Source organism: Kistimonas scapharcae (assembly GCF_039540975.1).
GTDB classification, from domain to species: Bacteria; Pseudomonadota; Gammaproteobacteria; order Pseudomonadales; family Endozoicomonadaceae; genus Kistimonas; species Kistimonas scapharcae.
In genome coordinates, this window is the sequence record NZ_BAABFL010000391.1 from 1 (window position 1) to 12,592 (window position 12,592).

13 protein-coding genes are annotated in these 12,592 nt (G+C 51.4%); 2 read left to right on the forward strand and 11 right to left on the reverse strand.

The annotated features are described in order from the left end of the window. Nucleotides 1-352: 352 nt before the first annotated feature. The 11 genes from ABD892_RS14420 to ABD892_RS14470 form a co-directional block, all read right to left on the reverse strand. Nucleotides 353-781, reverse strand: coding sequence for a F0F1 ATP synthase subunit epsilon (locus ABD892_RS14420; protein ID WP_345196541.1), 429 nt, complete (start codon nucleotides 779-781; stop codon nucleotides 353-355). Between the two features lie 107 nt (nucleotides 782-888). Continuing rightward, nucleotides 889-2,265 carry a F0F1 ATP synthase subunit beta gene (atpD, locus tag ABD892_RS14425; RefSeq protein ID WP_345196542.1) on the reverse strand — a complete coding sequence of 459 codons (1,377 nt, stop codon included), beginning with the start codon at nucleotides 2,263-2,265 and terminating at the stop codon, nucleotides 889-891. Nucleotides 2,266-2,303: 38 nt separating this feature from the next. Next, a complete protein-coding gene (gene atpG / locus ABD892_RS14430) occupies nucleotides 2,304-3,164 on the reverse strand; it encodes a F0F1 ATP synthase subunit gamma (protein ID WP_345196543.1) in 861 nt (286 codons plus the stop codon). A 48-nt stretch (nucleotides 3,165-3,212) separates the two neighbouring features. After that, complete coding sequence (gene atpA, locus ABD892_RS14435) at nucleotides 3,213-4,757, reverse strand: F0F1 ATP synthase subunit alpha (protein WP_345196544.1); 1,545 nt, start codon at nucleotides 4,755-4,757, stop codon at nucleotides 3,213-3,215. A 31-nt stretch (nucleotides 4,758-4,788) separates the two neighbouring features. After that, nucleotides 4,789-5,322 carry a F0F1 ATP synthase subunit delta gene (locus ABD892_RS14440; RefSeq protein ID WP_345196545.1) on the reverse strand — a complete coding sequence of 178 codons (534 nt, stop codon included), beginning with the start codon at nucleotides 5,320-5,322 and terminating at the stop codon, nucleotides 4,789-4,791. A gap of 14 nt (nucleotides 5,323-5,336) precedes the next feature. Then, complete coding sequence (locus ABD892_RS14445) at nucleotides 5,337-5,807, reverse strand: F0F1 ATP synthase subunit B (protein WP_345196546.1); 471 nt, start codon at nucleotides 5,805-5,807, stop codon at nucleotides 5,337-5,339. A gap of 101 nt (nucleotides 5,808-5,908) precedes the next feature. Beyond that, the gene (gene atpE, locus ABD892_RS14450) at nucleotides 5,909-6,175 is read right to left on the reverse strand and encodes a F0F1 ATP synthase subunit C (RefSeq protein WP_211830656.1); all 267 of its coding nucleotides are present in this window, start codon (nucleotides 6,173-6,175) and stop codon (nucleotides 5,909-5,911) included. A 120-nt stretch (nucleotides 6,176-6,295) separates the two neighbouring features. Continuing rightward, a complete protein-coding gene (gene atpB, locus ABD892_RS14455) occupies nucleotides 6,296-7,171 on the reverse strand; it encodes a F0F1 ATP synthase subunit A (protein ID WP_345196547.1) in 876 nt (291 codons plus the stop codon). A 13-nt stretch (nucleotides 7,172-7,184) separates the two neighbouring features. Beyond that, nucleotides 7,185-7,604 carry an ATP synthase subunit I gene (locus ABD892_RS14460; protein WP_345196548.1) on the reverse strand — a complete coding sequence of 140 codons (420 nt, stop codon included), beginning with the start codon at nucleotides 7,602-7,604 and terminating at the stop codon, nucleotides 7,185-7,187. 504 nt (nucleotides 7,605-8,108) lie between these two features. Continuing rightward, the gene (locus tag ABD892_RS14465) at nucleotides 8,109-8,600 is read right to left on the reverse strand and encodes a 2-thiouracil desulfurase family protein (protein ID WP_345196549.1); all 492 of its coding nucleotides are present in this window, start codon (nucleotides 8,598-8,600) and stop codon (nucleotides 8,109-8,111) included. A gap of 430 nt (nucleotides 8,601-9,030) precedes the next feature. Continuing rightward, entirely contained in the window at nucleotides 9,031-9,921 is an 891-nt protein-coding gene (locus ABD892_RS14470) for a LysR substrate-binding domain-containing protein (protein ID WP_345196550.1), read from the reverse strand. 233 nt (nucleotides 9,922-10,154) lie between these two features. Here ABD892_RS14470 and ABD892_RS14475 point away from each other — a divergent pair, with 233 nt between their 5' ends. Both ABD892_RS14475 and ABD892_RS14480 read left to right on the forward strand, forming a co-directional pair. Continuing rightward, nucleotides 10,155-11,936 carry a leucine-rich repeat domain-containing protein gene (locus ABD892_RS14475; protein ID WP_345196551.1) on the forward strand — a complete coding sequence of 594 codons (1,782 nt, stop codon included), beginning with the start codon at nucleotides 10,155-10,157 and terminating at the stop codon, nucleotides 11,934-11,936. 88 nt (nucleotides 11,937-12,024) lie between these two features. After that, nucleotides 12,025-12,540: a hypothetical protein gene (locus tag ABD892_RS14480; protein ID WP_345196552.1), complete on the forward strand. Its 516-nt coding sequence runs from the start codon at nucleotides 12,025-12,027 to the stop codon at nucleotides 12,538-12,540. Nucleotides 12,541-12,592: the final 52 nt, after the last annotated feature.

Consider the following 12,592-nt stretch of genomic DNA (forward strand, 5'->3'; position numbering starts at 1 on the left):
TAACAGCCATAATCCAAAATGCATAGCCTAACCATGATCGTTGACTGTTATATATACGTAATCAACGGATCTGATTCATGACCCAATTTATACGTTGGTAGAGTATAGGTTCTCGTACTTTGTATTAAAAAGCTCTTTAGTAGGTAGTAGAAAGGTCTCACGCAAAGTTGAGGCTTTTTTATAGCCGAATACAATAGGACATTTTGTGTGTCCGTCATATTGTCCTATGTACGATCACTACTCGATCATTCGTCAATAGATGATGATAGTGATACAACTTCAACGCTCTCTATATCAGATATCTATACATAAAAAACCCGCCATATGGCGGGTTTTTTATACGTTTCAAAATCTACTTCTTGCCAAGCTTCTTGCGGATCGCCTGTAGTGTACGCAGCTGGGCCGCCGCTTCCGCCAGCTGAGTCGCCGCACGGGAGTAGTCGAACTCGCCCTGCTGGTTGGCCAGCGCCTGCTCTGCCTGCTTCTGGGCTTCCAGAGCCGCCGCTTCGTCCATATCGCCGGCGCGCATGGCGGTATCCGCCAGTACTTTCACCTGGCTAGGCTGCACTTCCAGGAAGCCGCCGGAAATGTAATACACTTCTTCTTCCCCGTCCTGTTTCAGGACACGGATCGGGCCGGGCTTGAGCGCCGTCAGCAATGGCGCGTGCCCCGGCGAGATGCCGAGATCACCCTCGGAACCGGTAGCAACAATCATTTCCACCAGTCCTGAGAAAATCTCTTCTTCGGCACTAACGATGTCACAGTGCACGGTTATCGCCATATTCTGCCTCACAGACATTCCAGTTTAGGCCAGTTTCCCAGGGGGATTGGCTAGTTTACCGGCCATCCCCCCTGTCGATTCACCTGTATTGACAGTGACTCTGCTGATTACAGGCTCTTCGCTTTCTCGACGGCTTCGTCGATGGAACCCACCATGTAGAACGCCTGCTCCGGCAGGGCATCGTATTCACCATCCAGGATGCCCTTGAAGCCACGGATAGTGTCTTTCAGGGAAACATACTTACCCGGTGAACCGGTGAAGACTTCCGCCACGAAGAAGGGCTGGGACAGGAAACGCTCGATCTTACGGGCGCGGCTGACCGTCTGCTTGTCTTCTTCGGACAGTTCATCCATACCCAGGATGGCAATGATATCCTTCAGTTCCTTGTAACGCTGCAGAACGGTCTGAACGCCACGGGCAATATCGTAATGCTCCTGGCCGATCACCAGAGGATCCAGCTGACGGGAGGTGGAATCGAGCGGGTCGATCGCCGGGTAGATACCCTTGGCGGCGATGTCACGGCTCAGTACCACGGTCGCATCCAGGTGGGAGAAGGTGGTGGCCGGCGACGGGTCGGTCAAGTCATCCGCAGGGACGTATACGGCCTGTATGGAGGTGATGGAACCGGTCTTGGTGGAGGTAATACGCTCCTGCAGAACACCCATCTCTTCCGCCAGCGTCGGCTGGTAACCTACCGCAGAGGGCATCCGACCCAGTAGTGCCGACACCTCGGTACCCGCCAGGGTGTAACGGTAGATGTTGTCGATGAACAACAGTACGTCACGGCCTTCATCACGGAACTTCTCTGCCATGGTCAGGCCGGTCAGTGCCACACGCAGACGGTTGCCGGGCGGCTCGTTCATCTGGCCGTAAACCAGCGATACCTTGCCCAGTACGTCAGACTCCATCATTTCGTGGTAGAAGTCGTTACCTTCCCGGGTCCGCTCACCCACACCGGCGAATACGGAGAAGCCGGAGTGCTCGATGGCGATGTTACGGATCAGCTCCATCATGTTAACGGTCTTGCCCACGCCGGCGCCGCCGAACAGGCCGACCTTACCGCCCTTCGCGAACGGGCAGACCAGGTCGATAACCTTGATGCCGGTTTCCAACAGCTCGTTGGTGGCGGCCTGGTCAGCATAGCTGGGCGCCTCACGGTGAATCGCGGCACGCTCTTCCTCACCGATGGGGCCCTTCTCATCGATGGGGTTACCCAGGACGTCCATGATCCGACCGAGGGTCTTGGTGCCCACGGGAACCATGACCGGATTGCCGGTGTTGTTTACTGCCAGTCCACGGGCCACACCTTCGGTGGAGCCCATGGCGATGGTACGGACTACCCCGTCGCCCAGCTGCTGCTGGACCTCGAGGGTCAGATCTTTGCCGTCGACGGTCAGCGCGTCGTATACCTGGGGTACGTTTTCGCGCGGAAATTCTACGTCGATAACGGCGCCGATGATTTGTGCGATACGACCGCTACTCATAGATTCATCCTCACCCTGAAATAATGTCTTGGCTACGGTCATACCGCAGCAGCGCCACTTACGATCTCGGAGATTTCCTGCGTAATCGCCGCCTGACGCGCCTTGTTGTAAACCAGCTGCAGTTCGTTGATCAGCTCACCGGCGTTATCGGTCGCGCTCTTCATCGCGATCATCCGGGCCGCCTGCTCACAGGCGTTGTTCTCAACCACCGCCTGATACACCTGGGACTCGATGTAGCGCACCAGGAGTCCATCAAGCAGCGCCTTGGCGTCCGGCTCGTAGATGTAGTCCCAGTGGTGCTTGAGTTCGGTGTCTTCATCCGGCTTCAGTGGAAGCAGCTGAATGTTGATCGGCTTCTGGGTCATGGTGTTCACAAAGCGGTTGTACACCACGAACAGCCGATCAATGCGTCCTTCGTCGTAAGCATCCAGCATGACCTTGATACCGCCGATCAGGTCGGCAATGTTCGGCTCATCACCCAGCTGGCTGATGGCTGCGGAAACATTCCCCCCGAAACTGCGGAAGAACGAGGCCGCCTTGCTACCGATCAGGCAGAGGTCGATCTCGATCTCCTGGTCATGCCACTCCTTCATGGACTGCACGGTGGACTTGAACAGGTTGGTGTTCAAACCTCCACAGAGTCCGCGATCACTGGCCACCACGATGAAACCGACCCGCTTCACGTCACGTTCCAGCATGTAGGCGTGACGGTACTCCGGGTTGGCGTTGGCCACATGGCCAACCACCTGGCGAATGCGATCCGCGTAGGGGCGGGAATGCTCCATACGCTGCTGCGCCTTGCGCATCTTGGACGCCGCCACCATCTCCATGGCACTGGTGATCTTTTGCGTGCTGTTAATGCTCGCAATTTGCGTGCGTATTTCTTTTGCGCCTGCCATATGCGTTCCTCAGCATTCGGTTGCAGGCGAACCTGCAACCGCCGCTATTTACCAGGTCTGGGTGGCCTTGAACTTCTCGATGGCCTCTTTGATGCCGGCCTCGATCTCACCGTTGAAATCACCGGTTTCGTTCACCTTGGCCATCAGCTCGGCGTACTCCGCATTGGCGAAGGACAGCAGGGCCGCTTCAAACGCGCCGATCTTCTTCAGTTCAACGTCGTCCAGGAAGCCCTTGTCAGCGGCATACAACACCACACCCATCTCGGCGACGGACATGGGGGCATACTGCTTCTGCTTCATCAATTCGGTCACGCGCTGACCGTGTTCCAGCTGCTTACGGGTCGCATCATCCAGATCCGAGGCGAACTGGGCGAACGCCGCCAGTTCACGGTACTGGGCCAGGGCCAGACGCACACCACCACCCAGCTTCTTGATGATCTTGGTCTGAGCAGCACCACCGACCCGGGATACCGAGATACCAGCGTTCATCGCAGGACGGATACCCGCGTTGAACAGGTCGGTTTCCAGGAAGATCTGACCGTCGGTAATGGAGATAACGTTGGTCGGTACGAACGCGGAAACGTCACCGGCCTGGGTTTCGATGATCGGCAGGGCCGTCAGGGAACCGGTCTGGCCTTTCACTTCACCGTTGGTCAGCTTCTCAACGTGGTCGGCGTTAACACGCGCGGCACGCTCCAGCAGACGGGAGTGGAGGTAGAAAACGTCACCGGGATAAGCTTCACGGCCAGGCGGACGACGCAGCAGCAGGGAGATCTGGCGGTAGGCCCAGGCCTGCTTGGTCAGGTCGTCATAGATGATCAGGGCGTCTTCACCAATATCACGGAAGTATTCGCCCATGGAGCAACCGGAGAACGGTGCCAGGAACTGCATGGAGGCCGGGTCAGCGGCGGCAGCGGCAACGATGATGGTGTGATCCATCGCACCGTGCTCTTCCAGCTTGCGTACCACGTTGGCGATGGACGACTGCTTCTGGCCGATCGCAACGTAGACACACTTAATGCCCGTGCCCTTCTGGTTGATGATGGCGTCGATGGCCAGGGCGGTCTTGCCGGTCTGACGGTCACCGATGATCAGCTCACGCTGGCCACGGCCTACCGGTACCATAGCGTCAACCGCCTTATAACCCGTCTGAACCGGCTGGTCGACCGATTGACGGGCGATAACGCCGGGTGCCACTTTCTCTACCGGAGAAGACAGCTCAGTCTCAATCGAACCCTTGCCGTCAATGGGATTACCCAGAGCGTCAACAACACGACCCAGCAGTTGCGGGCCGACCGGTACTTCTAGGATACGACCGGTACACTGCACAGTCTGGCCTTCCGCCAGGTGCTTGTAGTCCCCCAGTACGACCGCACCGACAGAGTCCTGCTCCAGGTTCAGGGCCATGCCGTAAACACCGCCCTGGAATTCGATCATCTCACCGTACATAACGTCGGCGAGACCATGGATACGTACGATACCGTCAGAAACGCTGACGATGGTGCCCTCGTTGCGGGCTTCGCTGGACACCTCAAGGCTGTCGATACGGCTCTTGATGATGTCGCTGATTTCAGATGGATTCAGTTGCTGCATGTCCTGCCTCTTAACCGTCAGCTTTTATAAGCTAGGAATTCATCGCGTCTGCCAGCTTCGCCAGCCTGGCGCGGACACTGCCGTCGATGACCATGTCGTCCGCCCGGATAACCACGCCGCCGATCAGGCTTTTATCCACAAGCACACGCAGCTTCACCTCGCGGCCAAGCCGGTTGTGCAGTTTTTCCGCCAGACGATCCAGCTGTTCCTGGCTCAGCGCGAAAGCCGAAATGACTTCCACATCAGCAGTGCGCTCCTGCTCAGCCTTGAACCGGTCAAAGAGGTCAGCAATCTGTGGCAGCAGGGTGATTCGCTTGTTGTCCGCCAGGGTACGGATGAAGTTCTGCCCCTTCTCGTCCAGACTGTCGCCACACACGCGGATAAACTCATCCGCCTGCTCTCGGCTGGTCAGCACCGGCGAGGAAAGCACCCGGCGAATCTTGTCATTTTCACTTACGGCTGCGCTTGTCCGCAGCATGTCTGACCATGACTGCAGGGCGCTGTTTTCGCTGGCCACTTCATACGCCGCTTTTGCGTAAGGCCGGGCACAGGTGGTCAGTTCCATAACACGCCCCCCTGTCAGAGTTCAGCGACCAGCTGGTCAACCAGCTTGTCGTTTGCACCATTATCGATATGCGAACCCAGAATTTTCTCGGCGCCGGCTACTGCCAGGGTCGCCACTTCGGCTCGCAGTACTTCGCGGGCACGATTCACTTCCTGTTCGATATCTGCCTGGGCCGCCACTTTCAGACGCTCGCCTTCGGCGCGGGCCTGTTCTTTCGATTCATCGATAAGCTGGGTGGCACGCCTGGTGGCCTGCTCGATGATGGCCTGGGCCTGTTCCTTCGCTTCACGCAGGTTGTCGGTGGCCTTTTGCTGGGCCAGTTCGAGATCCTGGGATGCGCGGGTTGCAGCCTCCAGTCCTTCGGCTATCTTCTTCTGCCGCTCAGACAGCGCCTGCATGATCGGTGGCCACACGTACTTCATGCAAAACCACACGAAGACGAGGAAGGCTATCGATTGGCCGATTATTGTCGCATTGATGTTCACGCCAATACCTCTCGCTTCAGTTAATGTCCTGGTCGCTGAGTCGCTTGCGTGACCCCGGAGAGCCGGGGCCGGCGCGCACTCACACAATCATTAACTGCAGCTTATTGCAGAACGGCAGCCGCCTGACCGATGAAGGGGTTGGCGAAGGTGAAGAACAACGCGATACCAACACCGATCATGGTAACGGCGTCCAGCAGACCTGCCACGATGAACATTTTGACCTGCAGCATTGGCACCATCTCGGGCTGACGAGCAGCACCTTCGAGGAACTTGCCGCCCAGCAGACCGAAACCGATAGCGGTGCCCAGGGCGCCGAGGCCGATCAGCAGTGCAACTGCGATAGCGGTCATACCTACTACTAATGCCATTAGATTTTCTCCCGACTGTGTCGTTGTGTGTGAGTAAAGTTAGAACAACGGTTTTTAATTAAATCCCTGAGTGACCATGCAGGGCGCACCCCCTTCGCCCTGCTCTCCCATGGAGACGAATCAGTGATCCTCATGGGCCATGCTGAGATAAACAATCGTCAGCATCATGAAGATAAACGCCTGCAGCGTGATAACCAGAATATGGAATACCGCCCAGAGGAAGTGCATGGGCAGCTGGAACCAGCCCACCAGCGCAATCAGGATGAACAGCAGTTCACCGGCATACAGGTTACCGAACAGCCGCAGCGCCAGAGAGATAGGCTTGGCGATCAGGGTGACGGATTCCAGCAGGAAGTTCACCGGTATAAACAATGCCTGTACCGCTTTGTTCGGGCTGTTGAACGGATGCAGCGTCAGCTCTCCGATAAAGCCACCAATGCCTTTGACCTTGATGGAATAGAAAATGATCAGGGCAAACACACTGAGAGAGAGTCCCAGGGTGATGTTCGGATCCGTGGAAGGCACAATTTTCATATACGGGATGCCAACCAGCATCGCCAGACCCGGTATCCAGTCAACCGGCACCAGGTCCATGAGGTTCATCAGGAACACCCAGACAAAGATGGTCAACGCCAGCGGGGCGATCACCTTGCTCTTGCCGTGGAACGTATCCTTAACACTGCCGTCAACGAACTCAACAATGGTTTCCACCAGGTTCTGCAACCCGCCGGGAACGCCGCTGGTTGCTTTTTTGGCAACGTAACGAAACAGGCCGATAAAGATCAGGCCAAGAAAGACCGACCAGAACAGGCTGTCCACATGAAACGCCCAGAAGCCCATAGCCTGCGCTTCTTCGGCGCCGTGGGCGATGGTCCAGGTGGCTTCGCTCAATACGCTGCCGTCGTAACGCTCAAAGCCTGCGGGGAGCTGACCATAGGTCAGGTTCTGCAGGTGATGAACGATGTATTCCGATGATGTTTGTCCACTACTCGCCATAATCGTGCTCTCGTCAACTCACCCTGCTTTTAAGAATGACCGGGGTAAACCAGTTTACCGCCTGTACTACCGCAAAAGCCCCCAACAGCGCCAGCGGATGCAGGGGACGAACCCAGGCAAACACCAGAGCAAAACCGCAAACGGTTAACAGGAATTTTCCGGCTTCACCTTTATAGAAACTGTTGACTATACGCCGGGCGGAACGTGCACCACCGTGAGCGAAAGCCTTGCGCACCAGCCAGGCATTGGGAAGCAGGCAGATCAGTCCACCGAGCAGGGCTGACAGTGCCATCACCCGGTCAACCGCCAGCAGAGCCAGCACCAGTAACGCTGTCACTGCGGCCTGGGCGATGATGACCCGGTAAACCGGTGGCCGGGGCATGCCCGCTGCACCTTTACCGCGTCTGGAACCGTGTCTGTACGTTGCCTGCATGAACAGTGAGAATCCCCACAGCCTGTTAATCGAGTACCACATCGCCGAATGTCTTGCGGGCGATGCTCTTACCGGCCGCCTCCCAGCATTATTATCTGTACACTTCCCGGCCATTACTGTGCTTATTCCGTAATGACTCTAAGGCGGCTGCGATTATATGGGTATTAATACTTAGGTTCAACCACGTACGCACCAGAACGGAGCGACCTGCCTGATCCAACCCGTCGCGACAGAAAAATCGTCTGGAATGCCGGTTTCCGGCAGATGCTTTTGCTTGCAACAACGTCCCACAAGTCAGTGGCGATTCGGCGATTTTTTAACGGTCATTGATACGGTCCTGACCTTAAAATCATTCCTCTGCCGCGAAGCAAATGCCATTCATCCACCCTACAAAGTAGGCATAATGGATTGTATTTTTCGGCTTTTTACTGCCTGGCGCATTAATGAGGGGACGCCAAGATAATACATAACCGGTTTCGCAAAGCGCTTATCACGAAGGAGTGGTTATTTCCTGTACTCATTGAGAGCATCACGATACTCACTCTCGTCGACCACCTTTATCCCAGCCTTCTTTAAAATAGCGGTAGTGGTACCGTCACCGAGTTTGAGCGACTCAAAATCGTGCGTAAATATCTTTCCGCAGCCACATGAGGGGCTGTTGCTTTTTAATATGGCCAGACCAGCGCCGGAGCTCTCCGCAACGTTCAGCGTACGCTCTCCGCCTTTGAGATATTCATGGGTGACATCGTTGCCTTCATGGGTCAGGACTTTGGCTTCACCCTTTATAACAGCATGGCCATCCGCATCATCCCGATCGCCGACAACCCTGGCCCTTGGCCTTGGAGTACTCAAACCACCCATTTCTTCAGGACAAACCGGAATCAGCTCAACCGGATCAAGATCATTAATCAGATCATCATTCGTACACGAGCAACCATCAAACCGGCACTTTTCACCCAGCAGGCATGCACTGACCAATACCTTTTTCTTGGACACGTTTTTCTCCAACAGGGCTGGATAACATAGCGTCGATTAATTATTACTCAGTATAAAGTCTGTTATTGGCTCTTGGTGCATGATGACTTCCTTCCTGACGTTTTAGTCAGAAAAACAAACCGGTTAAGAAAGCATCACTAACGCTGTTAGCCCGGTATCCACATCGGATACAACCGCCATGCTATTTTTTAACCGTATCTTTACGCCAAAATCACTCTAGTCATCGTTAATGTATTCAATAACCGACGTAAGACTTCACGCGTTAAATTTCAGGGTTCGAGCTATCATGGATCAGCACCGTTGCCGAAAAACAGGGCAAGTATATGGAATACCTCTGAGCGATAAGAAATAGCGATCATTTAAATGACCTATCAATATCACTTATGGGCATCAGGCTGCCATACACTGACTGCCTGAAAATCTCCTGATATCAATCCTTGCTGGCCTGAATGTAATCAATGAAATGCTGGAGCATCCGCCCCCTGAACTTCTTCCTGTGGATAGCTATATAGAAGTAACGCTCCAGCACCAGATCACTGACCGGCAAGACCACCAGGTCTCCGCGTCGCAAATCGATCTCTGCCGCCAGACGGGAAAGGCAGGCCACCCCAAGCCCTGCCCGCACAGCCTGCTTTAATGCTTCTGAACGATTCAGTGACATGCCAATACGAGGCGAACCCAGCCGGCTGGCAATCAGTTCATCAAACAGCGAACGGGTCCCCGAACCGTCTTCCCGCAGAATCCAGGATTCATTTTCCAGGTCACGGAGTTGCAAATCCTGTCTACCCGCCAGAGGATGATTGGCGCCAGCAATGATTAACAGCTCATCCTTACGCCACTCAATGGTTTCAATATCGGGATGAAGACAGATCCCCTCCACAAACCCAATATCAATCTCAAAACTCAGCAGTCGTTCGGCGATGATGCCGGTGTTATCAATAGACAGGGAAATCTGAATCCCGGGAAAGTCCCGGTTATAGTGGCCGATCAGGGAGGGCATCAGGTTATTGCCGATAGTCGAGCTGGCGTTCACCTTTAGTGTGCCTTCCATATAATCTGTCTTGCCGGTGAAGTGCTGTTCAATCTCGGCCGACCGGGTCAGCACCTCATTCGCCATAGGTAACAGAACACGACCACGTTCATTCATCACCATGCGATGCCCCTGCTGGCGGTCAAACAGGAAACCCAGCTGTTTTTCCAGCTCGCCCAGCGCCATACTGGCCGCCGGCTGGGAGATATGCAGGCGCTCTGCGGCGGCAGTAACATTTCGGTTAAGCGCTACAGCCCGGAAGATTTCAAGCTGACGTAGAGTGATGTGCATGGTGGGTTTGGCCGATTAGGGATTGAGCATTGACGAAAAGTCGCGCAGATCATAGGCCAACCCCCCTCACATTACTATGACTGAGGACGCATAGGAAACATGATGGAGATATGACTTGCCAGCATAATCCAAATATACCCAGCTCTTTAGATAGAAAAGCAGACACCCTTGTTATTTCAAAAATCCATCAATGTGATAAAAAGCCCTAGCCCTGTTTAACTTGAGAAATCATTATGGATAGCCGTATTCCTAAAGGCCTTTCAGTGCCATCACCCTTACCAAAAACAAAAGAGGGTGAAAACTCCAGCCTGTCAGAAACACATAGAACGGCTGATACTTCAGAAAAAGCAAATCTTAAAAGTCAATATGAGAGCTATAATGCCGCATTTAGAAATGTAAAAAAGTGGAGAGTAAGATCACCAGAAATTCCCACTAAAGATAAGTTTTCACTGTATGAATGGGCATCCGAACCGAAAGAGCAAGAATCTATAGATGATCGCTGTTTTTGTATCTCATGGATAGATGAATGTTTCTTAGAGAAAGAAACAACGCTAAATCTTTCCGGACATTTTAGTGTTAACATACCTCCTGTATTACATAGGATTAACTGGCTCAGAAATCTATCATTAAGATCATGCCAACTTGCAATAATACCTGACGAAATATTCCAATTACTAAGCCTGCGTTTTTTTGATCTCGTAGACAATAAAATTAAATCATTATCCGGCTTGGTTTTAAGCCTCACAAAGGCAACAATATATTTATATGACAACCCTATTGATGAAGAGTGGAAAAGTAGCATTAAAACAACGTTAACTGTTTTAGAAGAAAAACCAGTTATAGACTTCGAAACAGATCCTTTAGATAAAACATCTGATGAAGACAGCTGGGTGAGTGAAGAAGAATACGAGGAAGAGAGAGATTTACCATTTGATAGACCGGGTACATCAACTCAAAGCCCAACCGATACTATTGACAGTCAAGCCAAAGAGGAACGATCTGAACAAGATGTACAAGCCTTAACAGGCTCTAGGCTTTATTTCCCACCCAAAGAATTGGCCCAAAGCGCTTTTAACGGGGAAGCACCCTCAACATTCCAAGCCGCTTGTCTAACTGAATGCGAAAGTCTTTTATCGGAGTTCCTACAGGGAACAGGCATGACTTTATCGTCAGAACTTCAAGAGTGTCTCAAAGACATAAAGAGTGAAGATCTATTAAAAGTCACCAACTTGTGCAGATTAATACATGAATTTTTAGAGGATAGAGAATCCTTAAATGCAGCGAATTTTAAGATGATTGTTTTTGATATCATTGGTGGATCTTTGCTAACACATAAAGGGTTTTACAACGAGTATCGCGCATTATCTTTGGAACAAAGGTCTCCATTTGAAGCGGTAATGGCTATAACACGACTTTCTTATAACCTTGAAAAACGTCGAATGTTAAGAAACAGCCATCATTATACAGTTTTTATACATAGAAAACTCGCAGACAAAAGACTTCTTGTGTTGGAGGATTTATCCGCCAACCTATCAAAGAGCAAGGCTAGAAAAACGGAGCAATCAAAAGAGGAAGAACATCAGCGTTTTTTATCCATAAAAAAAGAACTACAGGACGTCTTCTTTTTCGCATCACATATATCAGAGTTAATATTTTCTACTTATGACACAAGAGGCAGAGGCATTGACCTTAATCCAATAATAAATGAATTGTATGAAACAAAATTATATAGCGAAGACATTTATCATCTGGATGAATGGAGAATTCTCATTAATTCAATACCTGAATTAAGGTTCTCTGGAAATCCACCTTTTAGTGAAGAGGTTTACTATGAATTAGCTGAGAATAGTATTGCATCATATTACAGTCAACTAAACCAACTTAATCCAAGTGGCCCTTCAACATCTACCCAACAAACCATATCAGAGACAGTCGAAACATATGATTTACAACATACAGCTCCACCCCCAGCAAAAAAAAGCCGATGGGATGTGGAATCAAAAACACCTCCATAACTATATAAAGTAATTTGCGTAACCTTCCTGTTATTTAATCACACTTTAAATTTTATATAATGATTGATTTTACTTTGAGACTTCTAACGTGGAAATCAATCGCCCAACCCGCATGCCACAACCATCATTGCCAGACACTCAGGAAACAGATGAAAACAGTGAAGACAATCAATTACACAATAGGTATAAGGCATCTAAAAGCGCATTTAGAAATGTAACAGGCTTCAAAATTACTACCACGGAAATCCCTAAAAAGGATAGAATCGCACTCTATGAATGGGCTCTGGAAACAAACGATCAACATTTTATTAATGACCGTGGTTTTTGTGTCGGTTCTATAGACGAGTGTTTCTTAGACAGAAGAAAAACACTGAATCTATCTGGCTATTTTTCAGGCAACGTCCCTCCAGTTATTCATACTATCTCCTGGCTAAAAAAATTAATATTACGATCCTGTACTATCAATATAGTACCCGACCCTATATTTGATTTAGAAAACCTTGACACGCTTGATCTTGTTGATAACAACATTGAAAAACTACCTGATTCATTGATAAAACTACGTAACGCCACCATTTGTAAGTACTCAAAAACCGGTACATAAGGCGATTTCACGTTCTGCCGCCTAAGCTCATCCCCATGTTCCCATTACCGCC

What these genes read in the sequence shown, in the direction of transcription:
- atpA (WP_345196544.1), bottom strand. Translation starts at nt 4,757, where the DNA reads ATGCAGCAACTGAATCCATCTGAAATCAGCGACATCATCAAGAGCCGT.
- ABD892_RS14470 (WP_345196550.1), bottom strand. Translation starts at nt 9,921, where the DNA reads ATGCACATCACTCTACGTCAGCTTGAAATCTTCCGGGCTGTAGCGCTT.
- ABD892_RS14440 (WP_345196545.1), bottom strand. Translation starts at nt 5,322, where the DNA reads ATGGAACTGACCACCTGTGCCCGGCCTTACGCAAAAGCGGCGTATGAA.
- atpG (WP_345196543.1), bottom strand. Translation starts at nt 3,164, where the DNA reads ATGGCAGGCGCAAAAGAAATACGCACGCAAATTGCGAGCATTAACAGC.
- atpB (WP_345196547.1), bottom strand. Translation starts at nt 7,171, where the DNA reads ATGGCGAGTAGTGGACAAACATCATCGGAATACATCGTTCATCACCTG.
- atpE (WP_211830656.1), bottom strand. Translation starts at nt 6,175, where the DNA reads ATGGCATTAGTAGTAGGTATGACCGCTATCGCAGTTGCACTGCTGATC.
- ABD892_RS14475 (WP_345196551.1), top strand. Translation starts at nt 10,155, where the DNA reads ATGGATAGCCGTATTCCTAAAGGCCTTTCAGTGCCATCACCCTTACCA.
- ABD892_RS14460 (WP_345196548.1), bottom strand. Translation starts at nt 7,604, where the DNA reads ATGCAGGCAACGTACAGACACGGTTCCAGACGCGGTAAAGGTGCAGCG.
- ABD892_RS14420 (WP_345196541.1), bottom strand. Translation starts at nt 781, where the DNA reads ATGGCGATAACCGTGCACTGTGACATCGTTAGTGCCGAAGAAGAGATT.
- atpD (WP_345196542.1), bottom strand. Translation starts at nt 2,265, where the DNA reads ATGAGTAGCGGTCGTATCGCACAAATCATCGGCGCCGTTATCGACGTA.